This is a genomic window from Leptothrix ochracea (assembly GCF_041083635.1).
Taxonomy (GTDB): domain Bacteria; phylum Pseudomonadota; class Gammaproteobacteria; order Burkholderiales; family Burkholderiaceae_C; genus Sphaerotilus; species Sphaerotilus ochraceus.
Window position 1 is genome coordinate 72221 of record NZ_JBFPHB010000023.1, and the last position, 25110, is coordinate 97330.

20 protein-coding genes and 1 other RNA gene are annotated in these 25110 nt (G+C 60.0%); 13 read left to right on the forward strand and 8 right to left on the reverse strand.

Features of this window, described 5'->3' with window-relative positions; all coding sequences use genetic code 11:
* Positions 1 to 2: 2 nt before the first annotated feature.
* The 7 genes from rpsA to gyrA all read right to left on the reverse strand — a co-directional run bounded on the left by rpsA (position 3) and on the right by gyrA (position 10402).
* Positions 3 to 1709: a 30S ribosomal protein S1 gene (rpsA, locus tag AB3X39_RS09590; RefSeq protein WP_369417148.1), complete on the reverse strand. Its 1707-nt coding sequence runs from the start codon at positions 1707 to 1709 to the stop codon at positions 3 to 5.
* Positions 1710 to 1853: 144 nt separating this feature from the next.
* On the reverse strand, positions 1854 to 3869 hold the full coding sequence (locus tag AB3X39_RS09595) for a bifunctional 3-phosphoshikimate 1-carboxyvinyltransferase/cytidylate kinase (RefSeq protein ID WP_369417149.1): 2016 nt from the start codon (positions 3867 to 3869) through the stop codon (positions 1854 to 1856).
* Positions 3870 to 3944: 75 nt separating this feature from the next.
* A complete protein-coding gene (locus AB3X39_RS09600) occupies positions 3945 to 4826 on the reverse strand; it encodes a prephenate dehydrogenase (RefSeq protein WP_369417150.1) in 882 nt (293 codons plus the stop codon).
* Between the two features lie 45 nt (positions 4827 to 4871).
* A complete protein-coding gene (gene pheA / locus AB3X39_RS09605; RefSeq protein ID WP_369417151.1) occupies positions 4872 to 5990 on the reverse strand; it encodes a prephenate dehydratase in 1119 nt (372 codons plus the stop codon).
* Positions 5983 to 7077 carry a 3-phosphoserine/phosphohydroxythreonine transaminase gene (gene serC, locus AB3X39_RS09610; RefSeq protein WP_369417152.1) on the reverse strand — a complete coding sequence of 365 codons (1095 nt, stop codon included), beginning with the start codon at positions 7075 to 7077 and terminating at the stop codon, positions 5983 to 5985. Before serC ends, pheA begins: the two co-directional genes overlap by 8 nt.
* 29 nt (positions 7078 to 7106) lie before the next feature.
* Entirely contained in the window at positions 7107 to 7763 is a 657-nt protein-coding gene (locus AB3X39_RS09615; protein WP_369417153.1) for a DUF2059 domain-containing protein, read from the reverse strand.
* Positions 7760 to 10402 (reverse strand): DNA gyrase subunit A, encoded by a 2643-nt coding sequence (gene gyrA, locus AB3X39_RS09620; protein WP_369417154.1) that lies wholly within the window; start codon positions 10400 to 10402, stop codon positions 7760 to 7762. The genes AB3X39_RS09615 and gyrA overlap by 4 nt, the downstream gene beginning before the upstream one ends.
* A 217-nt stretch (positions 10403 to 10619) precedes the next feature.
* Here gyrA and AB3X39_RS09625 point away from each other — a divergent pair, with 217 nt between their 5' ends.
* From AB3X39_RS09625 to AB3X39_RS09680, 12 genes are all read left to right on the forward strand, one after another.
* Complete coding sequence (locus AB3X39_RS09625; RefSeq protein ID WP_369417155.1) at positions 10620 to 11405, forward strand: OmpA family protein; 786 nt, start codon at positions 10620 to 10622, stop codon at positions 11403 to 11405.
* 104 nt (positions 11406 to 11509) lie between these two features.
* Positions 11510 to 12199, forward strand: a complete 690-nt coding sequence (locus tag AB3X39_RS09630) for an OmpA family protein (RefSeq protein WP_369417156.1) — start codon at positions 11510 to 11512, stop codon at positions 12197 to 12199.
* Between the two features lie 15 nt (positions 12200 to 12214).
* Positions 12215 to 12934: a bifunctional 2-polyprenyl-6-hydroxyphenol methylase/3-demethylubiquinol 3-O-methyltransferase UbiG gene (ubiG, locus tag AB3X39_RS09635; protein WP_369417157.1), complete on the forward strand. Its 720-nt coding sequence runs from the start codon at positions 12215 to 12217 to the stop codon at positions 12932 to 12934.
* Positions 12931 to 13587, forward strand: a complete 657-nt coding sequence (gene gph, locus AB3X39_RS09640) for a phosphoglycolate phosphatase (RefSeq protein WP_369417158.1) — start codon at positions 12931 to 12933, stop codon at positions 13585 to 13587. Before ubiG ends, gph begins: the two co-directional genes overlap by 4 nt.
* 17 nt (positions 13588 to 13604) lie before the next feature.
* Positions 13605 to 13964, forward strand: a transfer-messenger RNA (tmRNA) gene (gene ssrA / locus AB3X39_RS09645).
* Positions 13965 to 14214: 250 nt separating this feature from the next.
* Entirely contained in the window at positions 14215 to 15678 is a 1464-nt protein-coding gene (locus tag AB3X39_RS09650) for a DUF3375 domain-containing protein (protein WP_369417159.1), read from the forward strand.
* Positions 15679 to 15703: 25 nt separating this feature from the next.
* On the forward strand, positions 15704 to 16378 hold the full coding sequence (locus AB3X39_RS09655) for a DUF4194 domain-containing protein (RefSeq protein ID WP_369417170.1): 675 nt from the start codon (positions 15704 to 15706) through the stop codon (positions 16376 to 16378).
* Positions 16371 to 19781, forward strand: a complete 3411-nt coding sequence (locus tag AB3X39_RS09660; RefSeq protein ID WP_369417160.1) for an ATP-binding protein — start codon at positions 16371 to 16373, stop codon at positions 19779 to 19781. Before AB3X39_RS09655 ends, AB3X39_RS09660 begins: the two co-directional genes overlap by 8 nt.
* Positions 19778 to 20965 carry a DUF3322 domain-containing protein gene (locus AB3X39_RS09665; RefSeq protein ID WP_369417161.1) on the forward strand — a complete coding sequence of 396 codons (1188 nt, stop codon included), beginning with the start codon at positions 19778 to 19780 and terminating at the stop codon, positions 20963 to 20965. Before AB3X39_RS09660 ends, AB3X39_RS09665 begins: the two co-directional genes overlap by 4 nt.
* A 97-nt stretch (positions 20966 to 21062) precedes the next feature.
* Positions 21063 to 21251: a hypothetical protein gene (locus AB3X39_RS09670; RefSeq protein ID WP_369417162.1), complete on the forward strand. Its 189-nt coding sequence runs from the start codon at positions 21063 to 21065 to the stop codon at positions 21249 to 21251.
* Between the two features lie 164 nt (positions 21252 to 21415).
* Positions 21416 to 21727: a cell envelope biogenesis protein TolA gene (locus AB3X39_RS09675; protein WP_369417163.1), complete on the forward strand. Its 312-nt coding sequence runs from the start codon at positions 21416 to 21418 to the stop codon at positions 21725 to 21727.
* Between the two features lie 112 nt (positions 21728 to 21839).
* Positions 21840 to 22544, forward strand: a complete 705-nt coding sequence (locus AB3X39_RS09680) for a DNA alkylation repair protein (protein ID WP_369417164.1) — start codon at positions 21840 to 21842, stop codon at positions 22542 to 22544.
* Here the strand turns inward: AB3X39_RS09680 and AB3X39_RS09685 are convergent.
* A complete protein-coding gene (locus AB3X39_RS09685) occupies positions 22503 to 23096 on the reverse strand; it encodes a TMEM165/GDT1 family protein (protein ID WP_369417165.1) in 594 nt (197 codons plus the stop codon). The two genes, AB3X39_RS09680 and AB3X39_RS09685, sit on opposite strands and share 42 nt — an antisense overlap.
* A gap of 261 nt (positions 23097 to 23357) precedes the next feature.
* Between AB3X39_RS09685 and AB3X39_RS09690 the strand changes: the two genes are divergently transcribed.
* Positions 23358 to 25110, forward strand: a 1753-nt coding sequence (locus AB3X39_RS09690; protein WP_369417166.1) for an Ig-like domain repeat protein, incomplete at its 3' end; no start/stop codon positions are given.

A 25110-nucleotide genomic window follows, 5' to 3' on the forward strand; every position in this document is an offset into this window, starting at 1 on the left:
GATCAGTGGTTCTGATCAAACTTGGCCTTGAGCAGCGCGCCCAGGCTGGTGGTGCCGGCGTTTTCGCGGTTATCGGCCGCCAAACGTTGCATCACTTCTTGCTGTTCCACGACATCCTTGGCCTTGATGGACAGTTGGATGGAGCGGGTCTTGCGATCGATGTTGACGATGATCGCCGACACGTCGTCGCCTTCCTTGAGCATGTTGCGTGCGTCTTCCACGCGCTCACGGGCGATTTCAGAAGCGCGCAGGTAGCCGGTCACTTCTTCGGTCAGTTGGATCTCAGCGCCACGAGCATCCACGGTCTTGACCTTGCCCACCACGGTGGCGCCACGGTCGTTGAGCGAGGTGTAGCTGGTGAACGGATCAGCGTCGAGTTGCTTGATGCCGAGGCTGATGCGCTCGCGCTCAACGTCGATACCCAACACCACGGCCTCAACGTCTTGACCCTTCTTGTAGTTGCGCACAGCGGCTTCGCCGGGCTCATTCCAAGACAGATCCGACAGATGCACCAAACCGTCGATGCCAGCAGCCAAGCCGACGAACACGCCGAAGTCGGTGATCGACTTGACCGGGCCCTTGACCTTGTCACCGCGCTTGAAGTTCTGCGCGAATTCGTCCCAAGGATTGGCCTTGCACTGCTTCATGCCCAAAGAAATACGACGCTTGTCTTCGTCGATTTCCAAGACCATGACTTCGATCTCGTCGCCCATGGAGACGATCTTGTTCGGAGCCACGTTCTTGTTGGTCCAGTCCATTTCGGACACGTGCACCAAGCCTTCGATACCGGGTTCGATTTCAACGAACGCGCCGTAGTCAGCAATGTTGGTGGCCTTGCCGAAGATGCGGGTGCCGGCCGGGTAGCGGCGCGAAACGCCGATCCACGGATCGTCGCCCATTTGCTTCAGGCCCAAGCTGACGCGGTTCTTCTCGGCGTCGAACTTCAAGACCTTGGCGGTCAGTTCTTGACCGACCGTCACCACTTCGCTCGGGTGACGGACACGGCGCCATGCCATGTCGGTGATGTGCAGCAGGCCGTCGATACCGCCCAGATCCACGAACGCACCGTATTCGGTGATGTTCTTGACCACGCCGGCCACGATCGCGCCTTCGCGCAGGGTTTCGAGCAGCTTGGCGCGTTCTTCGCCCATCGAAGCTTCCACCACAGCACGGCGCGACAACACGACGTTGTTGCGCTTGCGGTCGAGCTTGATGACCTTGAATTCCATGGTCTTGCCCTCGTACGGGCTCATGTCCTTGACCGGACGCGTATCCAGCAGTGAGCCCGGCAAGAAGGCGCGGATGCCATTGACCAACACGGTCAGGCCGCCCTTGACCTTGCCCGACACGGTACCGGTGACGAAGTCGCCCGATTCCAGCGCCGTTTCCAGCGACAGCCACGAAGCCAAACGCTTGGCCTTGTCGCGCGACAGGATGGTGTCGCCGTAGCCGTTTTCGATGGCGTCGATCGCCACCGACACGAAGTCGCCCACTTGGACTTCGAGTTCACCTTGGTCGTTCTTGAACTCTTCCAAAGGCACATAGGCCTCGGACTTCAGGCCGGCGTTGACCACCACAAAGCTGTGTTCAACACGCACGACTTCAGCGGAGATGACCTCGCCGGTGCGCATGTCAGCGCGTTGCAGAGATTCCTCGAAGAGGGCGGCAAAGGACTCCATGGCCGAGCCGGCCATTGCTGCTTGAGACATCGGAAACTTTCTAACCGGCCACGCCGGCATACGGACCACAAGTCCCCCACAAAGGGGACCCATGGGGGGTTCAGGTTGAAGAACCGGTGCCCGATATATGCCTTGCGGCACGGCAGGAGGACACCGGACCCACACACGGCGCCGTTACTGGAACGACGCCGGACGACGCTGCTGCCACCAAGCCAGAACCTGTTCCACCGATGCTTCGATGCTCAGGGTCGAGTTGTCCAACAGCAACGCCTCTTCAGCCGGCTGGAGGGGGGCAACTGCGCGCGTTCGATCGCGTGCGTCACGAGCTTCCAAATCCGTCCGAAGGGCCGCGAGGTTAGCAGGAAATCCTATGGAAATCAATTGCTTATAGCGCCGCTCAGCGCGCGCTGTGGGCGTTGCCGTGAGGAAAACCTTCAGCGGCGCATCGGGGAAAATCACGGTCCCCATATCACGCCCGTCAGCCACCAAGCCGGGTAAACGCCGAAAGCAATGCTGCAAATCGGTCAAAGCGGCCCGAACCGCCGGCCAGGCCGAAATCTTTGAAGCCATGACGCCGATGCTTTCTTCGCGCAACTGATCGCTGACTTCGTTGCCCGCCAAATAAAGACGCGTGCCTTCAAAACGCAGATCCAAGCCCTCAGCAACCTGCGCCAAACCCGCTTCGTCCTCGGCGACCACGCCTTGCATTTGTGCAGACAAGGCGGTCACACGATAGAGCGAACCCGAATCGAGGGTGTGATAGCCAAGCCGCTCGGCCACCGCCGCCGCCAACGTCCCTTTGCCCGAAGCGGTCGGACCGTCCAAAGTCAGCACCGGCACATGGTCGGGCTCGGTCGCGGCCAGCTCGAAGAACGCCTCGAAGTAATCGGGAAAGGTCTTGGCCACGCATTTCGGATCCAAGATCCGCACCGCCACCGGCGCACCTTGGGTCGCCAAAAGCGGATTGAAAGCCGCCAAGGACAAGCACATCGCCATGCGATGGTCGTCGTAGGTATGGATCGCCGCCGCTTGCAGTCGCTTGGGCGGGATGATGACGAGGAAGTCGGCACCCTCTTCGACCTCAGCGCCGAGTTTGCGCAACTCGGTGGCCATGGCGGCGATACGGTCAGTCTCTTTGACGCGCCAGCTGCCGATGTTGGTCAGCAAAGTCGGCGAATCGGCGTAGAGCGCCATCACCGCCAACGTCATGGCAGCGTCAGGGATGTGGTTGCAATCGAGCGTCACGCCGCGCAAGGGCCACATGCCTCGGCGAATTTCCAGCCAGTTCGGTCCGCTCGCGATCTGCGCGCCCATGGCTTGGGCCGCCTCAATGAAGCGAATATCCCCTTGGATCGACTCGGTGCCCAAGCCCTCAATACGCACTGGCTCATCCACAGCGGCCAAAGCCCCCATGGCGATGAAATACGACGCCGACGAAGCATCTGCCTCGACATGCACCCGACCGGGGGTGCGATAGCGGCTGCCGGCAGGAATGGTGAAGCGCTGCCAACCCTCACGCTCGACCCGGATGCCAAAGCGGGCCAGCAAGTTGAGCGTGATCTCGATGTACGGCTTCGAGATCAACTCACCCACCACTTCGATCACCGCCGGAGCGTGCGCCACCCCCAACGGCAAAGCCAACAGCAAGGCGGTCAGAAACTGGCTCGACACGTCACCACGCACTTGCACCGGCGCACTCAGGTCCAAACTGCCTCCAGCCAGCCGTAGCGGTGGAAAGCCTTCCTTGCCCAAACAATCGACCACGCAGCCCAAAGCGCGCAAGGCATCGACCAAGTCGCCAATCGGGCGCTCGTGCATGCGCACGACACCACGCACCGTGTAGTTGCCCCCGAGGCGAGCCGCCAAGACCGCCAAGGCAGCCGTCAGCGGCCGCATGGCGGTGCCGGCATTGCCGAGAAACAGATCCGCTGTCGCCACCGCTGGCCGCCCGGCCAAGCCGGTGATGCGGGTGATGCGCCCCTCGCGCTCGATCACACAGCCCAAGGCCGTCAACGCGGCCAACATCACGTGGGTGTCATCCGAGTCGAGCAGATCGATCAGCTCGGTCTGTCCCTCGCTCAAACCCGCCAGCAACAGCAGCCGATTGGAAATACTCTTTGAGCCAGGCAACTGGACACAGCCGCCGGCAGAAGTCACGGCGGGGAGATCAAGAAAGGGAATCGCGTACATGCCGGATGCGGCGGGCCCGGTCAGGAGCCCCCGAAAGAAGCCAAAAACAAGGAAAGAACCGGTCGCCTAGCGTGGTCAACGCTGACTGCCGGGACGAGAACTCATCTGCCAACTGGCGCGCGCCGTCGAAGCGTGGCGGATCAAGTCTTCAAGCGCCTCCAGATTACCGGACTTGAGCACATGCTCAAAGGCATCCAAGGCGTGTCGAAAACGTTGCGACTGCTTGAGCACCTCTTCGCGGTTGCTCATCAAGATATCGCGCCAAACCGTTGGATCGCTGGCGGCGATCCGGGTGAAATCACGAAAACCCGGCCCCGCCAGAGAGAGGAACTCCCGCCCTGCGGGCTGCGACACCATGGCGTTGAAATAGGCAAAGGCCAAAGCGTGCGGCAGATGGCTCACGGCGGCAAAAGCCGCGTCGTGGTTCTCAGGCGTCATGCGCAACACTTGGCAGCCGATGGCTGACCAAACATCGGTGGCGCGCTGGACTTGCTCGGGATCGGTTTGCTGCAAGGGTGTCAGGATGACTTGCCGACCTTGATAAAGCTGCGCATCGGCGTGTTCGACACCGGCCACTTCCTTGCCAGCAATCGGATGCGCCGGCACAAAGTTACGAATCTTGTCCTTGAGGACGCGGCGCGCGGCATCGACCACATCGCGTTTGGTCGAGCCAACATCCATGAACAGCGTCTTGCTGTCGCCCAAATGGCGAATGGCCTTGAAGGTCGCTTCCGTCGCCGACACGGGCACCGCCAGCAGCACCAAATCAGAGCCAGAAACGGCCAACAAAGCCGACTCAGCCGCCACATCAATGACGCCCAGTTTCTTGGCCCGCTCAGTGGTTGACGGCGACTTGCTGTAACCCACCACCCACTTGACCAGCCCAGCGCGTTTAAGCGCCAGCGCAAAACTGCCGCCCATCAGGCCACAACCAATCACGCCAAGCTGTTTGAACATCTGATTTATCCGCAAATCCCGAAAAGACCGACGATGGCGTTCATGTCAGTGCACATCGATCGGGTACGTGCCCAAAAGCTTGAAGAAAGCGCACACCGCACGCAACTCCTTGAGGGCAGCAGCCACGGCGGGATGATCGGGATGCCCCTGCAAATCCATGTAGAAGTAGTACTCCCACTGACCCGAACGCGCCGGGCGCGATTCGAGCCGCGTGAGTGAAACGCCGTGCTGCTTCAGGGGCACCAGCATGTCGTGCACCGCTCCCGGCTGATTCACCACGGAGACCACCAAACTGATGCAATCATGGCCTGAAACCGCAGGAACACTTTGCCGATCCGGATGCGCCACGATCGCAAAACGCGTCCGATTGCTCGGATCGTCTTGGATGGCGGGCTCAACCACGTGCAGACCCCACTCACTGGCGGCCCGCTCGCTGGCCAAAGCCGCCAAGCTTGGATCCAGACTCGCCAGTCGAGCACCTTCGGCATTGCTCGACACCGGACGCCGCTCCACATGCGGCAGATGGGTGCTGAGCCAGCCGTGACACTGCGCCAAAGCTTGGGGATGTGCGCAAACCGCCGTGATGCTTTGCAAGGCGTCAGGACCGGTTTGCTTGCACAACAAGTTGTGCCGCACCGCCAGACTCGTCTCGCCCATGATGAACAAAGCGGTGTTCAGGAACAAATCCAGCGAACGGGCCACCACCCCTTCGGTGGAATTTTCCACCGGCACCACGCCAAAATCAGCCGCACCAGCGGTCGTCGCCCGAAACACCTCGTCGATGCTCGGACACGGCACACGCACGATGGATGAGCCGAAATAGCCCAAGGCGGCTTGCTCGCTGAAGGTGCCAGCGGGACCGAGATAGGCCACCCGAATCGGGGTTTCCAAAGCCCGGCAAGCGCTCATGACTTCACGCCAGATCGGCGCAATGCTGTCGCTCTTGATCGGACCGGCGTTGAGTGCCTTGAGGCCGTCAATCACCTGGGCCTCGCGCTCGGGCCGGAACACCACCGAGCCTTCGTGCTTCTTGACCTCACCCACCGTCTGCGCCAACCGGGCGCGCCGGTTGAGCAGCGCCAACAAATCAGCATCGACTTGATCAATCTGCTGGCGCAATTGGGCCAGCGTGGGCAACGGCAAAGAGCTCGACAAATCAGCCATGCGACACCGTGAATTCACGCATATAAGCCACCAAGGCGCGCACACCCTTGACGGGCATCGCGTTGTAAAGGGAAGCCCGCATGCCGCCCACACTCTTGTGACCGCGCAACTGCACCAAGCCCTTGGCGCGAGCACCCGCCAAGAACGCTTCGTTCAGACTTTCGTCACGCAGCGCAAAGGGCACATTCATGCGCGAACGGGCTGCCGGAGCGACCCGATTGACGTAGAAGTTAGACGCATCTATGAACTGGTAAAGCAAGTTGGAGCGCTCAATCGCGCGCCGCTCCATCTCAGCCACACCCCCTTGACGCTTGACCCACTGGAACACCAACCCGGCCATGTAGATGGCGTAGGTCGGGGGCGTGTTGTACATCGACCCGGCCTCGGCCACCTTCTTGTAGTTGAAGACCGTGGGGCAGATCGACATCGCCCGACCAAGGAGATCCTCACGCACGATCACGATGGTCAACCCTGCGGGGCCGATGTTCTTCTGGGCCCCTGCAAAGGCCAAGCCCACCTTCGACCAATCGATCGTGCGCGACAAGATGTGCGAGGAGCAATCGATCACCAACGATGCGTTTGAGCCCAAGGCGGCCAGATCAGGCAGCTGCTGGAACTCAATCCCATCGATGGTTTCGTTGCTGCACAGATGAACATACGAAGCTTGGGGGCGCAACACCCACGAAGCAGGATCAGGGATGGAGAGATGTGCCCCCGATTCGGTGGCCGCAGCAATGCCCGCTTGGCAGTAACGCGCAGCCTCTTCGGCTGATTTCTGCGACCAAGAGCCGGTCACGATGAAATCAGCTTCGGCGCCACGCGAAAGGTTCATGGGGACGATGGCGTTCTGCCCCAGACCGCCCCCTTGCATGAACAGGATGCGGAAATGCTCCGGCACCGCCAGCAAGTCGCGCAAATCAGATTCAGCCTGCTCGCAGATCGAGAGAAACTCCCGACCCCGATGGCTCATCTCCATCACGCTCATACCGGCACCGTGCCAATCGAGCATTTCATCAGCCGCCTGGCGCAGCACCTCTTCCGGCAATACAGCCGGGCCGGCAGAAAAGTTATACGGGCGGTTAGCCATGATCTTGATGCGCTGGGCGACCTTTTTCGTTATTTGCTTGCGGCAGGCGCAGCAGATGCGGCAGGCGCAGCGGCAGCTTGTGACTGCACGCCCAGATGCTCACCCATGGTTTTGTGCAACTCAAGCAGCTTGGGCTGCAACGCTGGGCCCATGTCCTTGAGCAGAGCATCGGCCAAGGCACGCTGGATATCCGGCGACACATGTTGGTACTTTTGAGCCACGGGAGACTCTAGCCAAGCCACCAACTGTTGCAGCTCTTTTTCGTCGAACTGCTCTTCGAGGGTTGCGCCAAAGGTGCTTGGAGCCAACTCGACGATCTTCTTCTTCCACGTCGGCACGTTGTCTTTGACGTATTTTTGGAAGTCAGCCTGCAAAGCCTTGACCGCAGCATCGCGCTTTTCGGCCGGGAACTGAGCCGCAAACTGCAAGCCTTGCTGCAACATGCCGCCAGCCGGGTTTTCCACCAAAGCCTGAGCCATGCTTTCAATGCCCGATTGTTGAAGCTTCAAGGCCTTTTGCACCAACGCTTTTTTGGCCGGTGATGATTTGGCTGCCGGCTTTGCAACCGGCTTCGTGGCCTGCTTAGCGGCAGGCTTGGTGTCCATAGCGCCGGTCTCTGCGGCCATGGCCACACCCACAGCAGAGACACACAAGGCAACAGCGGTGATCAGATCGCGAATGGTCATACGTTTTCCCCTCCGGTATCCCCGGACATATCAATTTCCGACTCTGTGTCGGGTGAAGACGCATCGTTTTCAACAATGCGCTGCAAGCCACAAAGCTGCGAGCCGGCATCGAGCGCCATCAAGGTCACCCCTTGTGTGGCCCGGCCAAGCTCACGAATTTCAGCCACCCGGGTGCGTACCAAGACGCCCCGATCGGTGATCAACATGATCTCGTCTTCCGGGCGAACCAAGGTCGCAGCCACCACGCGGCCATTTCGCTCGCTTTGCTGGATCGCGATCATGCCCTTGGTTCCACGCCCATGACGGGTGTAGTCGCTGATGGAGGTCCGTTTTCCAAAACCGTTCACGGTTGCGGTCAGCACGCTCTGGGTTTCGTCCTCCGCCACCAGCATGGCAATCACGTTCTGGCCCTCTTCAAGCGCCATACCGCGCACACCGCGCGCTTGGCGGCCCATCGGCCGAACATCGTTTTCGTCGAAGCGCACCGCCTTGCCGCCGTCTGAGAACAGCATCACGTCGTGCTTGCCATCGGTCAGCGCTGCACCGATGAGGTAGTCGGACGGATCAAGATCGACCGCGATGATGCCGGCCTTGCGCGGGTTGCTGAAGTCATCCAGCGCGGTCTTTTTGACCGTGCCCAGCGCCGTGCACATGAAGACGTAGTGATCGGCCGGGAAGCTGCGGAACTCGCCCGTGAGCGGCAAGACAACGGTGATCTTTTCGTCGGGTTGCAGCGGGAACATGTTGACGATCGGCTTGCCTCGGCTGGCGCGACCGCCTTGGGGCACTTCCCAGACCTTCAACCAGTACACCCGACCGCGATCACTGAAGCACAGGATCCAGTCATGGGTGTTGGCGATGAAGAGCTGATCGATCCAGTCGTCATCCTTGGTCGTTGCCGCCTGCTTGCCCCGGCCCCCGCGCTTTTGCGAGCGGTACTCGGCCAGCGGCTGGCTCTTGATGTAGCCGGTGTGCGAAAGCGTCACCACCATGTCGGTCGGGGTGATGAGGTCTTCGGTGCCCAAGTCTTGGGCGTTGTGCTCGATCACACTGCGACGCGTGCCGAGTTTGGTCTGTGCAAACTCCAGCTTCAGCGCAGTCAACTCTTGCGCAATGATGCCGGTGACGCGCTCGGGCTGCGCCAAGATGTCGAGCAGATCAGTGATCTGCGCCATCACGTCTTTGTATTCGCCCACGATGCGGTCTTGCTCAAGGCCCGTGAGGCGTTGCAAACGCATCTGCAAGATTTCACCCGCTTGATCGTCCGAGAGCCGGTACAACCCGTCGTCTTGCAAACCGAAATGCTGCGGCAGCCCTTCGGGGCGGTATGCGGCTCGCCCGCCCATGGCGTGGCCTTCGGCCCGGGAGAGCATCTCGCGCACCAAGGAGGAATCCCAGCCCTTGCTCATCAAGGCCGCCTTGGCCACGGGTGGTGTGGGCGACTGCTTGATGGTTTCGATGAATTCGTCGATGTTGGCCAGTGCCACGGCCAGCCCTTCAAGCACGTGGCCGCGCTCACGCGCCCGGCGCAACTCGTACACCGTGCGCCGCGTCACCACCTCGCGGCGGTGCTCCAAGAAGATATCCAGCAACTGCTTCAGGTTGCACAGTTTGGGCTGACCATCGATCAACGCCACCATGTTCATGCCGAAGCTATCTTGAAGCTGGGTCTGTTTGTACAGGTTGTTCAGCACCACCTCGGGCACTTCACCACGCTTCAACTCAATCACCACCCGCATGCCGGACTTGTCCGACTCGTCTTGCAAGTGACTGATGCCGTCAATCTTCTTTTCGTGCACCAGCTCGGCGATGCGCTCAAGCAGCGTCTTCTTGTTCACTTGGTACGGGATTTCATCGACGATGATCGCTTGGCGCGAGCCCCGGTCGATGTCCTCAAAATGCACCTTGGCGCGCATCACCACCCGACCTCGGCCGGTGCGATAGCCTTCGCGCACGCCGGTCAGGCCATAAATGATCCCAGCCGTCGGGAAGTCCGGCGCCGGGATGATCTCCATCAACTCGTCGATGGTCGCCTCCGGCACCTTGAGCAGGTGCAAACACGCATCCACCACTTCGTTCAAGTTGTGCGGCGGGATGTTGGTGGCCATGCCCACGGCAATGCCCGACGAACCATTCACCAACAGATTGGGCAAGCGGCTCGGCAGCACCAGCGGCTCTTTTTCCGAGCCGTCATAGTTGGGCCCGAAATCGACCGTTTCCTTGTCGATATCGGCCAGCATCTCGTGCGCGATCTTGGCCAGACGGATTTCGGTGTACCGCATCGCTGCCGCGTTATCACCATCGACCGAACCGAAGTTGCCTTGGCCATCGACCAGCATGTGGCGCAACGAAAAGTCCTGCGCCATCCGCACGATGGTGTCGTACACCGCCGTGTCACCGTGGGGGTGATATTTACCGATGACGTCACCGACGATACGGGCCGACTTTTTGTACGGTCGGTTCCAGTCGTTGTTGAGTTCGTGCATCGCAAACAGCACGCGCCGATGCACCGGCTTCAAGCCGTCGCGCGCATCCGGCAAAGCCCGCCCAACAATCACGCTCATGGCGTAGTCAAGGTACGAGCGCCGCATCTCCTCTTCGAGGCTGATCGGCAGAGTCTCTTTGGCAAATTGGGTCATGCGATGAAGAAAGCGATTCCAGATAGCCGGTAAGCCCCCCCGGGCATGCACCCGGAGGAGGGCGTGTGAGCTCGCGATTCTACGAGGCCAGACCCTCAAATGCGGGACAGGCCCATGAAATTGCTGCGTGGCAGAATCGCAACCTCGGCCAGCAGATGTGTTTTTTTCGCGCCAGCTGTGATTTTTTCCTTTTGTCACCCCCTTTCGGAGACCACCAATGACGACGATGAGCCCCAAAACCCGCGTTCTGCTGCTTGTGAATGCCCTCGCCCTGACCGCCTGCGCCACCGGCGTCGCACCCAGCACCGCCCCAGCCCGCATCGACAACTGGCGCGCCACGGACGGCACCGTCTGGCGCAATGGCACCAACGAATACTGCTGGCGTGATGCCAACTGGACCTCAGCCACCGCTGCGGCCACCTGTGATGGCGCCCCAGCACCCGTGGTCGCAGCAGCCCCGGCACCCGCCCCCGCTCCGGTCGTTCCAGCTCCGGCTCCCAAGCCAGCACCGGCCCCTGCTCCGGCACCTGCACCCGCCCCTGCCCCCGCTCCTGCGCCAGTCGTGGTGCCTGTGGTGGTGCCAGCCCCGGTGGTCGTGGCCCCTGCCCCCGCTCCAGCCCCTGCGCCTGTAGCGGCCCCGAAGCCCATCGCTCCGTTTGCGCTTGAAGGTGACAGCTCCTTCGCCAAGGGTCGCTCTGATCTGACCGCCGACGCCAAGAGCAAGCTTGACAGCCTCGTTGCCAAGCTCAAGGACGTCAAGGTGGACAAGATTGTCGTGACCGGCCACACCGACAACACCGGCAAGGAAGCCATGAACGAAAAGCTCTCCAAGGCCCGCGGTGAATCGGTCAAGAAATACTTGGTTTCCAAGGGTGTGGATGCCAAGTTGGTCCACACCGAAGGCATGGCCGCCAAGCAGCCGATCGCGGACAACAGCACGCCGCAAGGTCAGGCCAAGAACCGTCGCGTTGAGTTCGACGTCACCGGCACACGCAAGCCCTGATCGAAGAATCAAGGGGGCTCTGTTTGGTGTCACGCCACAGCCGATGAATAATCGGCCGTGGCGCGTTGCGTCGATGAGCTTTTGACATCGCTAGGAAATCCTCCATGAAACGATTCAGCCCCCTTGCCTTGACCTTGACCTGCGCGGCCGTGCTCACCTCGACCGCCGCCCCCTCTTGGGCTGCTGGCGCGAAAGTGAACAGCCAAGCGGCAGCACTCGAAGAGCAGGTTGTGGCCCGGGAGAAATCCCCGGCCTCCAAAACGGCTGCGCCGGCAATCCCCGATGGGCCCACAAGCCCTGACGGACCGAATGCCGATCTCCCGATCGCCGCCCCACCCGCTGGAAAATCTGCGGGGCTTCCCAAAGTCCTCGATCCCTCTCACGTGGTCTTTGCGGCGGACTCCTTCTTCGCTTTTGACCGTTCGGATCTGCGCGTTGATAACGTGCGCACGCTCAAAAAAATCGTCACTGAAGAAGAGCGTCAAGCCGTCGATGTTGCCCGTCGCAAGCTCGATTTGCTGGCTGACCGTCTCAAGGACATCCGTATCGAGTCGGTGGGCATCTACGGTCACACCGATTCCGATGGTCCCGAGAGTTACAACCAAAAGCTCTCACAACGCCGGGCCGAATCGATTCGGCAATACCTGATTTCACGCGGCGTGCCCGCTGAAAAAATCAAGTCCTACGGCGAAGGCGAACTCAAACCCATTGCCGACAACGCCACCCGCGAAGGTCGTGCCAAGAATCGGCGTGTCGAGATCGAGATCAATGGGGCCATGGCCACCAAAAAATAACTGGCGGTACCGCTCATGAGCACTTCGAACGTTGATCTCAAAGAACTGGCCAAGTTCAGTGAACTGGCCCACAAGTGGTGGGATCCGCAAAGCGAGTTCCGTCCTTTGCACCAGCTCAACCCCTTGCGCCTCGGCTGGATTGAGCAGATCGCCGGCCCCCTGACCGGCAAGAAGGTGCTGGATGTGGGCTGTGGCGGCGGCATTCTGAGCGAATCCATGGCCCGCCAAGGCGCCGAAGTGCTCGGCATCGATCTGGCGCAGCGCTCCTTGCGGGTGGCGCAGTTGCATGCCATGGAGCAGCAAGTCGGACACCTCCACTACCGTGAAATCGCGGTCGAAGCACTGGCCGATGCCGAGCCGGGGCAATACGACATCGTGACGTGCATGGAAATGCTGGAGCACGTGCCGGACCCGGCTTCAATCGTTCACGCCTGTGCGGCCTTGGTCAAACCGGGCGGTCACGTCTTTTTCTCCACCATCCACCGCAGTCCCAAAGCCTTTTGGCTGGCCATCGTCGGCGCAGAGTACGTGCTCAACATGCTGCCGCGTGGCACCCATGAATACGCCCGTTTCCTGCGCCCCAGCGAACTGGCCACGCTGTGCCGCGACGCCGGACTGGACGTCGAACAGCTCAAAGGCATGCGCTACAACCCCTTCACCCAGCGCTTCAGCCTAGAGATGGATGTCGGTGTGAACTACCTGCTGCACAGCCGCCGACCCGTGCTGAACGGATGAGCCGCGCCGTTTTATTCGACCTTGACGGCACCTTGGTCGATAGCGCGCCCGACTTGGCCGCTGCCGCCAACCATGTGCGCGCCTTGCGAGATCTGCCGCCCTTGCCCACCGCGCTCTATCGCCCCATGACCGGTGCCGGGGCGCGGGGCTTGCTCGGTGTAGCCTTGGGTCTCACGATGCTGGATGACGATTTCGAAACCTGCAAACAGCAGTTTCTCGACACCTACGAGCGCAACTTGGCCCAGCACACCCGTTTGTTTGAGGGCATGGACGCGGTGCTGAGGCATCTCGAACACCACGGCCAGCCTTGGGGCATCGTCACCAACAAAGCCGAGCGCTTCGTCAGCCCGTTGCTGAGCACCTTGGATCTGCACCGCCGCGCCAGCGTCGTCATCTGCGGCGACACCACGCCACGTCCCAAGCCCGCGCCCGATCCCCTGCTTGAGGCCGCTCGCCGCTTGGGCCTGCGCCCACAAGACGCGCTCTATGTGGGCGACGATCTGCGCGACATCCAAGCCGGCCACGCCGCCCACATGCCCACCATCGCCGCCGCTTGGGGCTACCTTGGCGCAGGCGAATCCATCGACGCTTGGGGGGCTGCGCACATCGCCCACACCCCAGCCGATCTGCTACCGCTTTTGAAGCTGTACTAGAATCGCCTCTCCCTTCTGGGGCCGACCTGGTTTCGACGTGGGTGCGGAATTGGAGTAGGGCATGCCGAGCACCAGTCCGCTCGTAAAACCACTGGAAACAAAGTAACTGCAAACGACTCTACGTTCGCTCTCGCCGCTTAATACCGGTGAGCCTCTCAACGGTTGGCCGATGGGCCGGGCTCGCAAGAGCTGAGAGGTAATTCACATGGGCTGGTAGGCGATGGGGTCACTCAGTCGTCTACAAGAAATAGTGACTGGCGTTGTCTGAAGGGTGTTCCTGCCCGCCAGCAGCGTAAGACTCAAATCAGAGAACTACGCATGTAGAACTGCCTGAGGATGGCTTGCGGACGCGGGTTCGATTCCCGCCGGCTCCACCAAATCAAGGTCTCACGACCAATCAGAACGGATCAAGCCCCTAGGCAAACACACTGCTTAGGGGCTTTTTTCTTGTCAGGTTGAATCAGGATCACTCTTTACAGCACACGGCAATGCGGGGAACAATGCGGGGAACAAAGCCGCCCTGCCCCACAAAAACCGTTGCTATTCCCCTCCATGCGTGTGAGTCTTCCCCGTGCTTACCGATGCCGATTGCCACCATCCGGCCTGTCTTGCTAAGCGAACGGCTCCGTGATCCTCGACTTCACCACTCTCGACGCACTACGCACTCACCACCCCGCGTGGCGGTTGCTGGTCTCACCGCACGCGCCGCTGGTAGTGAGCTTCCTACACCGTGTGTTTGTGGTTCCCAATGTGCGGGTGATGGCTGCCGCCGATCTGGCCGAGATGCTGGAAGACGAACTGTATGCTTTGCGCCTGCAACTGGATAACAAGGGCGAGACCGCTTTCCCCAAGCCTGCTCTCGACTACCTGAACGATTGGGCTGCTGCCGACAAAGGCTGGCTACGCAAGTTCTACCGCTCTGGCACCGACGAGGCGCAATTTGATCTGACTCCAGCAACTGAAAAAGCCATCGCTTGGTTGGCGCAATTGTCTGAGCGACAGTTCGTCGGCACCGAATCGCGCTTGCTGACGTTGTTTGATTTACTCAAGCAGATGAGCGCGGGCAGCGAGGCCGACCCAGCCAAACGCATCGCCGAGTTGCACAAGAAACGTGACGAAATCGATGCCGAGATCGCGCAGGTACTATCGGGCGATGTGCCCCTATTGGATGACACGGCACTGAAAGATCGCTTCCAGCAGTTCATGCAGGGTGCACGGGAATTGCTGGCTGACTTCCGCGAGGTGGAGCACAACTTCCGCCAGTTAGACCGACGCGTACGCGAGCGCATTGCTTTGTGGGAAGGTAGCAAGGGCGCATTGCTGGAAGACATCATGGGCGAGCGCGATGCAATTGCCGACTCGGACCAAGGCAAGAGCTTCCGCGCGTTTTGGGACTTTCTGCTGTCCAGCCGTCGACAGGAGGAATTGACCGAATTACTGGATCACGTCTTGGCACTACCTGCCGTGGCAGAGCTGAAAACCAACGGCCGAATGCGCCGCGTGCACTACGACTGGATGGAAGCTGGTGAGCATGCCCAGCGCACGGTTGCCGCTTTATCGCAGCAATTGCGGCGCTTTCTGGATGATCAGGCGTGGCTGGAAAACCGCCGCATCATGGACATCCTGCACGGCATTGAGAGCAAGGCCCTCGCTCTGCGTGACGTACCGCCAACGGGCACCGTGATAGAGATCGCGCAAGCTCAGGCCGACATCGACTTGGCCATGGAGCGCCCTTTGTTCACCCCAGTGATCAAGCCGGTCATCGCCCATCTGACCCTCCAAGCAGAAGAAGAGGACATCGACCCTTCGTCGCTCTTCGATCAAGTCGTAGTGGACAAAGCACGTTTGACACGCCATATCCGCCACGCCTTGCAGAACCGGGCGCAGATCACCCTGAGCGAACTGGTCTCCAGCCAGCCCTTGCAACAGGGCTTAGCCGAGCTGGTGACCTATCTTCAATTGGGTAGTGAGCTTCCCAACACCGTAGTGGATGAAGCCACACCTGAGCCCATCCGGTGGGAGACCGTGGCAGCTGATGGTGGGGCGCTGACCCGCTGCGCCCGGCTACCTCGGGTGATTTTCATGCGTTGAACAAGAACAAGATTTGAGGCTAGGGATGGAAGAAAAATTATCAAAGAAAACAACCACAGCGCATCCGATAGTCGCGCCCATCCCTGATTTATCGGTCTTGCTGATCGGGCTGCTCAAAAGCGTGCTCTACCGTGATGATGACGAACATCAATGGGCGGCACTCCTGAATCTGCAAGCACGGGTGCGTGACTACGTCGTGGTGCTAAACCTTGATTTGGTGCTAGACGAAGCCGAGGGCTATGCCTTTCTCAAAGGCCGGCCAGAGCCTGCTGACGACGACCCAGCGCCCCGATTACCGCGCTTGGTAGCACGCCGACCCTTGTCCTTTCCGGTGAGTTTGTTGCTTGCCTTGCTGCGCAAGAAGCTGGCGGAATTCGACGCTGGCAGCGGCAGCACACGGCTGGTGATGAGCCGCGACGACATCGTGGAACTGGTGCGGGTGTTCCTCCCCGACGGCCCGAACGAAGCGAAGCTGATCGACCAGACTGAAACCACAATCAACAAGGTGGTTGAGTTGGGATTTTTACAAAAACTCAAATCTGTCGGCGGGGCTTTATCTGGCCCGGCAAGCTACGAAGTGCGACGCATCCTGAAGGCTTTTGTCGACGCTCAATGGCTGGCCGAATTCGATGCCCGGCTGGCGGTCTACCAGTCCGCTTTGTCGGGTACAGGGTCCCACAAGGAGGCGCGGGATGAGTGAGGCATCGTCCTTAGGGTTGGACTTTGTGGCCGACGATGCCTTGTCGGGTTTCCGGCTCACCCGGCTGGAAGTGTTTAACTGGGGCACCTTCGACGGCCGAGTGTGGGCACTGCCATTGGATGGCAAGAATGGCCTGCTCACGGGCGACATCGGTTCCGGCAAGTCCACGCTCGTGGACGCCATCACCACCTTGCTGGTGCCAGCCCACCGAATCACCTACAACAAGGCAGCTGGCGCTGACAGCAAGGAGCGGACCTTGCGCTCCTACGTGCTTGGGCACTACAAGTCCGAGCGCAACGAGACCACGGGGGCCGCCAAGCCGGTGAGCTTGCGCGACCAGAATGGCTACTCGGTCATCTTGGGTGTCTTTCACAACGCGGGTTACGACCAGACGGTGAGCCTAGCGCAGGTGTTCTGGATGAAAGACATGCAGGGACAGCCGGCACGTTTCTTTCTGGGTGCAGAGCGCGCGCTGTCAATTGCCTCCGATTTCGCTAACTTCGGTTCCGATATGGCCCAGTTGCGCAAGAAGCTGCGTGGCTTGAGTGCCGATCTGCACGACAGTTTTCCACCCTATGCGGCTTGGTTTCGTCGGCGTTTTGGTATTGAGAATGATCAAGCGTTGGAGCTGTTTCACCAAACAGTGTCGATGAAGTCGGTCGGCAACCTAACCGACTTCGTGCGTAGTCACATGCTGGAGCCTTTCGAAGTTGCACCGCGTATTCAAGCGTTGATCGGGCATTTCGATGACCTCAACCGCGCCCATCAGGCCGTACTCAAGGCCCAACAGCAGGTGGCGTTGCTCACACCACTGATCGCCGATTGTGGCCGCCACAGTACGTTGGTCACCGACGTCGATGATTTACGCAGATGCAGGGATAGTCTTCGATCTCATTTTGCCAACCTCAAGCTCGGCCTGATCGACAAGCGCCTAGGCCTGCTGCACGAAGAATGGGAGAAGATTGACGCGCAGGTACGTCGGCTGGACAACACACGCGAAGATCAAGGCAGCCAAGTCGATGAACTAAAGCAGGCGATCAACGACAACGGCGGCGACCGCCTAGAACGGCTCGCGGCCGACATCCGAAAAAAAGAACAACTCCGGGATACACGCAAAATCAAAGCCGGGCGTTACCACGCATTGGCAACCGTGCTGGGCGAGGCCACGGCGCCCGACGACACCGCATTTACTGCGCAGCGGGCGCAGTTCAAAAACTGGCGCGAAGAGGCCCGAAACCGTGATGCCGACCTGCAAAACACCCTGACCGAACACGGCGTGACCTTGCGTCATGGCAAGCAGGAACACACGCAACTGACGACTGAAATCGACAGCCTTAAACGCCGACGCAGCAACATCGACGATCAGCAGATCCGCATCCGCTCTGCGCTGTGTACTGCACTGGGGCTGGATGTGGACGACATGCCTTTTGTCGGCGAATTGATCCAAGTGCGGGAAAACGAACGCGATTGGGAAGGTGCAGCCGAACGACTAATGCGAAATTTCGGTCTGGCCTTGCTGGTGCCCGATATGCACTACAAGGCGGTGGCCGAATGGGTGGATAGCAGCTCTCTGCGTGGGCGCTTAGTCTACTTTCACGTCCGTGCCCGCAAGACGTCCGAACTACCGGAACTGCACCGCGACTCATTGGTGCGCAAGCTCGCCGTCAAGCCAGATTCACCCCACTATGACTGGCTGGAACGCGAGCTTGGTGCCCGCTTTGATATGGCGTGTTGCGCCACGCAGGAGCAATTCCGTAGAGAGACGCGCGCCATTACCTGCGCGGGACAGATTAAAGAGCCGAGCGGGCGTCACGAAAAAGACGACAGACATCGTCTTGATGATCGCAGCCGATACGTGCTCGGCTGGAGCAATAGCGCCAAGATTGCTGTGCTGGAAGTCAAGCGTCGTCAACTCGAAAGCCACCTCGGTGACGTGGGTAGCCATATCAGCAAGATCGACGCTGAGCGCAAGAAGTTACAGGACCGGCTCGATGCACTGACAAGGCTCGAAGAGTTCACGAACTTCGACGAACTCGATTGGGCCAGCGTGGCAGCGGCCATTGCCGCTTTGGCGGATGAACACCGAAAACTAGAACAGGCTTCCGACGTCCTCAAACCATTGCATGAGCGCCTGCGGGAGCTGCAACAAGCACTCAGGAGCACTGAAAATGACCGGCAATCTGCACGTGACCGGCGTGCCAAGGTGGAGCAGCGCCGCTCGGATGCCCAAGATCTGCGTCAGCGGACGGCATTGCTGGTTGTTCAGGACGTCGCCATCGATGCCGTCCTCTTCGGCACCATGGAATCAATACGTACACAGGCCTTGGGCGAGCATCCACTGACTGTGGAATCCTGCGACAACCGTGAGCAGGACGTACGCACTTGGCTACAAACACAAATTGACGCACAAGATCTGAGACTCAAACGCCTAGCCGAGAAAATCATCAAGGCGATGGCGTCGTTCAAGGAGGCCTTCAAGCTCGAAACGGCCGACATCGACGCCAGTTTGGAAGCTAGCTTCGAATATGAAGGCTTGCTCACTCAGTTGAACCAGGACGACCTGCCGCGTTTCTTGGCCCGGTTCAAAGAACTGCTGAACGTCAACACCATCAACGAGATCGCCAACTTCAACGCTCAGTTGGCCCGTGAGCGCGAGACCATCAAAGAGCGCATCCATCACATCAACAAATCTCTGAGCCAGATCGACTACAACCCGGGGCGCTACATCGTGTTGGAATCTCAAGCCAATCACGATGCCGAGATCCGTGCCTTCCAGCAAGAATTGCGGGCCTGCACAGAGGGGGCGTTGACAGGTTCGATGGGGAGTACGGATGACACCCAGTACTCCGAAACCAAATTCCTGAATGTCAAGACGATCATCGACCGTTTTCGAGGACGGGAGGGGCTGTCAGAACAAGACCGTCGTTGGACCACCAAAGTCACGGATGTGCGCAACTGGTTCCTATTTGCCGCCAGCGAACGCTGGCGTGAGGATCACAGCGAACACGAGCATTACTCGGACTCCGGTGGCAAGTCAGGGGGTCAGAAGGAGAAGCTGGCTTACACCATTTTGGCCGCCAGCTTGGCCTATCAATTCGGACTGGAATGGGGTGCGGTGCGCTCGCGCTCGTTTCGTTTCGTGGTGATCGACGAGGCTTTTGGTCGCGGCTCGGACGAATCCGCGCAATACGGCCTGAGGCTTTTCCAGCAACTCAACCTGCAACTGCTCATCGTGACGCCGCTGCAGAAGATCCACATCATCGAGCCATACGTATCCAGTGTTGGCTTCGTCCATAACGAGGACGGGCGGGCCTCCAAACTACGCAACTTATCCATTGAAGCGTACCGGGAGCAGAGGGCCTTGACGCAGCAGCAACAAGCCAAGCGGGAGTTGGTGCAATGACACCGTGGACCAACCCGAAGGCATTGAAAATGCAATTGATGCGACTGTGGGAGCGCGGCGAACTCCTACGAGATGCGGTCACGGGTCATGTGCGCTTTCCTTTGCGCATGACACTTAAGTCCCCAAATTCAGCGGACATCACCGATCACTTTGATGCTGTTCGCGCTTGGACCGCTGAATGGACAACTGTGGATTCGGTCCGTATAGAGTGGCAGGAGGTTCGACACCGCGTCCAAGGGGCACAGAAACTGCCCGCGAGCGCTTGGGTCGAAACCATGGCGGATGCGTTGGCTTGGCTGGGCAAACGCCGCGAGTGGGATCTCTTTTGGGCGCAAGTCTCAGCAACCCGGCAAACGCACCCCGCCTTGCTGTCTTGGCTGGAAAAGCGCCCCTTGCAGGCACTAGAACTGTGCACCGAATGGCCCCGATTGCTGGCGGTTGTGGCTTGGATTGTTGATCATCCGCGCCCGAGCATTTACTTGCGACAGGTGGACTTGCCAGGCATGCACAGCAAATTCATCGAAACCCATCGCAGCGTTCTGGCCGATTTGTTTGACTTGGTGCTACCCCCGACTGCGATAGACGCGACCAAAACCGGTGTGAACCAGTTTGCTGCCCGTTACGGCTTTTTAGACAAGCCACTGCGGGTTCGCTTCCGAGTGCTTGACCCAGCGATTCAAGCCATGCCCGGCTCAACATGCCCCGATGTGACTCTGGATGCTGACAGCTTCAGCCGCTTGACACTCCCGGTGAAGCACATTTTCATCACCGAGAACGAGACCAATTTTCTAGCATTTCCCCAGGTTCGTGAAGCCATCGTCATCTTCGGCGCGGGTTACGGTTGGGAGGCCTTAGCCCGCAGCCATTGGTTAAAGAACTGCTCCATCCACTACTGGGGCGATATCGACACCCACGGCTTCGCCATCCTAGACCAACTGCGAGGCCACTTCTCCCATGTCGAATCCCTCCTGATGGATAGATCCACACTGGAAGCTCATAGCCCCTTCTGGGGGCGGGAAGACGCGCCACAACGGAGCAACCTACATCGGCTCACACCAACGGAGCTGGGCCTGTACAACGATCTGCGCGATAACTGCATCCGTGAAGGACTGCGACTAGAGCAGGAGCATCTAGGCTTTGGATGGGTAAACAAGCGAATGGATGGGTGGCTGGTAGAAGACTAGCCAGGCTGACAAAAATCTTTCAAAACAGCGTCAACCGAGGCTGATCGAGCCGCGTTGTGTGAGTACCTCCTACCAAACTCACCCCCAGGAAACCATCATGAACAAGATCCTCGCTGCCCTGATTGCCTCCGTGTTCGCCATGGGCGCCTTCGCCGCTGATATGGCTCCCGCTGCTGCCAAGGCTCCGGAAGTGGCTGCTGCTCCGGCCAAGGCCAAGGCTAAGCACAAGAAGCACGCTGCCAAGAAGAAGTCGGCCAAGGCTGCTGCCGCTTCGGCCAGCAAGTGATCTGACGCCTGCGGGCGTTTTGATTCAAGAAAGGGCCCTTCGGGGCCTTTTGCTTTTGGGCCTCCCAAACGATCATCAGACGTCGAAGCATTCGCTTGTCAACCGAATCGGTCCGTTCAGCGTTGTGTGAGTACCTCAACCTAAATGACATCTGTCACTTGATCATGAACAAACTTCTTGCTGCCCTGATCGCTTCCCTGTTCGCCGCTGGCGCTTTCGCCGCTGACGCACCGGCCAAGTCTGCTGAGGCAGCCTCCGCTTCGGCCAAGGTCGAAAAGAAGGAAGAGAAGAAGGCTGCTGCTCCGGCCGCTGCACAAGCTCCGGCCAGCGCTGCTTCGAAGGCTGCTAAGCACGCCAAGAAGGAAAAGGCTGAAGCTCACGAAGCGGCTGCTTCTGGCGAAAAGGCTGAAAAGAAGGAAGCCAAACACGCTAAGAAGGAAAAGGCCGAGAAGCACGAACACGCTGCCAGCAAGTGATGGCTGCATCCCGCAAGGGATGGCTTTCATCGCTCGCGTGACGACGCAAGCGATATCAAAAAGGTCCTTCGGGGCCTTTTTGTTTGGACGTCCCTCTTTCAGGAGTCTCCCCATGTCCATCACCCCTGAGACTTTCGTCCACACCGTGCGCGCCACCTTGGTGCCCTTGGCTGATGCCGAGCGGGCGGTGGGCATGCGCGCCTATATGCGCGACCAGTTTCCCTTTCTGGGTGTGAACACCCCACTGCGACGCCAAGCCACGAAGACGCTGGTGCGCGACCTCGCCAAGGATTCATCCAAGATGTCTGGCGCTGAGCTGCTGGCCCACGTCCAAGCCCTGTGGGCGCTGCCTGAACGGGAATACACCTATGTCGGCATCGATGTTCTGGCTCGGCAGGTGAAGCATCTGGGCTTGGATGAGATCGAGGGGCTGCTGGCCTTGGCGCAACAACGCTCTTGGTGGGATTCGGTCGATGGCCTCGCGAGCGTGGTGGGTGATGTGGTCCGCGTGGCGCGGCGCACCCACCCCGACGCGCAGCGCTGCATGGATGCCGCCTTGGAACACCCCTCGCTGTGGGTGCGACGCATCGCCATGATTCACCAGTTGGGTTGGCGCACTGAAACCGACACGCGGCGGCTTTATCGCTTTGCCCGCCAACTCGCCCCAGAGCGTGATTTCTTCATCCGCAAAGCCATCGGCTGGGCTTTGCGCGACCACGCTCGCCACGACCCCGAAGGCGTGCGGCGCTTCTTGGATCAAGAAAGCACTCGCCTGTCAGCCTTGAGCGTGCGCGAAGCCGCTAAACATCTGGCCTGAAACCAGCGTCAGCACGCCCAGCACCGCAAAAATCGCCGCTGCGATGCCGTGAACCAGCTTGACTGGGATGCGATGGGCGATGCGCTCCCCCAGCAAAACCGCTGGCACGTTGGCGATCAGCATGCCCAAGGTGGTGCCGGCCACCACCGCCACGATGGCTTGGTACTGCGCCGCCAAGGCCACCGTCGCCACCTGGGTTTTGTCGCCCATCTCGGCCAAGAAGAACGCCACCAAGGTGGTGCCAAACACGCCGCCCAACGATGCGAGCTTGGCGTCATCCTCGTCAAAGGTGTCGGGGACCAAGGTCCACAGCGCCATGGCGATGAACGAGCCCCCCAAGACCCAGCGCAACACATTGGGGCTGAGCAAGGACGTCACCCAAGACCCCAACGACGCCGCCAAAGCGTGATTGGCCAGCGTCGCCACCAAGATGCCCAAGATGATCGGCACCGGCCGGCGAAAGCGCGCCGCCAAGATCAACGCCAGCAGTTGGGTCTTGTCGCCGATTTCGGCCAAAGCCACGATGCCCGTGGAGAGAAGAAAAGATTCCATGCGACGACTGACGCCTAGCAAGTGTTGATTTGGCGCCACAGTGTGCAACACACCATGCCATGAAACGATTCTTTCTACGCGCGAAGGCCGAACTGTCGCGTTCACGAGCCTTCGATTTACGGCATGTTGTGCACCCTCATGCTTGATCAAGCAGGTCACATCTTTCGTTCATTTTTCTGACACGACACCCTAAGCGTTGTCGGTTAGTCTTGCAAAAATTCGTTGGAACAAGCCCGCACGTCCGTCTTTCCGAGCCAAAACATGAACGAGTCCACAGTCAATCCGTCCGTGATGCCCGCCGCCGTCCCGACACAGGGTTCGAATCATGGTGGTTTACCAGTGACGCCACCGCGCCACGAAGGCCATCCCACGGCGCCGGTGACACCAGCAGCACGCCATCGTCTGGGACAGACCCCTGACACGGACGGGACGGACGAGGACTTGATCGCGACGAACTCGGTCGAGACGGCAGAAACCCTCGATGAGGACACCTTCGGCGCCGACATCTCGGATGGCGCAGAGGCCGTTGATCCGGGCACGATGGGCCATGAATCGGCCGGCCGCGAAGACAGCCTGCGCTACTCGGCCTTGCACGAACCCGCCATGATGCTGACAGTCGCCGATGCCACGTTCATTGCCAGCGACCCAGCGCCTCTCGCTCTGGCCCAGCCGATGGAGTACCTGGGCAGTGCTGTCGCAAGCGGTAGCAGTGATGCAAGTGTCGCCGCCGGTAGCACGGTCATGGGCGAATTGATGCCCATGTTGGGTGCGGTAGCTTTCGGCGTGGTCGCGGCCACGTCCATGAACAACGCCACACAACCTCCAAATACGAACTCATCCCTATCTCCAACCGCGACGGGCACCACGCCGCCATTGGTCTTCTCGATCAGTCACGCGGCTGGGGCACCACATGTCATGGTGGTGGACGTCACGCTGCCGAGCACGATGGTTGCCGGCCAAACCCTGACGTTCTCGGTGGCCCAAAGTGGCACGGCTCTTGAAACGGTCAACTACGTCCTGACTCAAGCGGATATCAACGCAGGATCCATCACCAAGTTTCTGGGCTCCAACAATCTGACGGACAACACCTATCAGATCAGCGTCAACCAAGCCGGCACCACCGCCTTGGCCAGCAACACGAGCAGCTTCCATCTCGACGTCACCGCCCCATCGGCGCCCCAACTGAATCTCAGCCCCAACGGTAACGGCACCACCGTCAACGTGAGCCTGCCCATAGATGCGGTGGTGGGCGACTCACTGACGCTGACGCTGCGCGATCAAACGGGCTCAACCGTACAAACAGTGACACAAGCCGTCACGGCGCTGAATCTGAGCACGCACACGCTGCAGTTGTCCCTGAATACCGGCACGCTCCCTCCCAACACCACCTATCAGGCTCTGGCCAGCCTCACAGACGCGGCGGGCAACACCTCCAGCTTCTCAACGCCAGCAGCCCTGACCACGCCCGGCGCACCCACTCCCGGGATCACCCTGAGCCAAGACTCCGGCACCGTGGGCGACCACATCACCAATCAAGCAGGCATCAGTCTCTCTGGCATCCTCACCGGCGCGATCGTCGAATACAGCCTGAATGGCGGCGCATGGTCCGCAAGCTATACCGCCCCCACACAAAATGGCAGCTACACCCTCCAAGTTCGCCAGATCGACACCAGCACCGGCCATGTTTCCAACCCGGGCACCCTGAGCTTCACCCTTGACACCGTCGCTCCCGCTGCCTTGGGCTTGGCCTTGGCCAACGGCGCCAATGGCCTCACCAACAGCGCCGCTCTTGCAGCCTTGACCCCCGAAGTCGGCGCTTTGGTCGAGTACCGCGTCGATGGCGGCGCTTGGGCTTCGAGCTACACCGCACCCACCGCCAACGCTGCACACACCGTCGATGTCCGCCAGACCGATGCCGCCGGCAACGTCTCGCCCACCGCCTCGCTCAGCTTCACCCTCGATACCGTTGCTCCCGCTGCCTTGGGCTTGGCTTTGGCCAACGGCGCCAATGGCC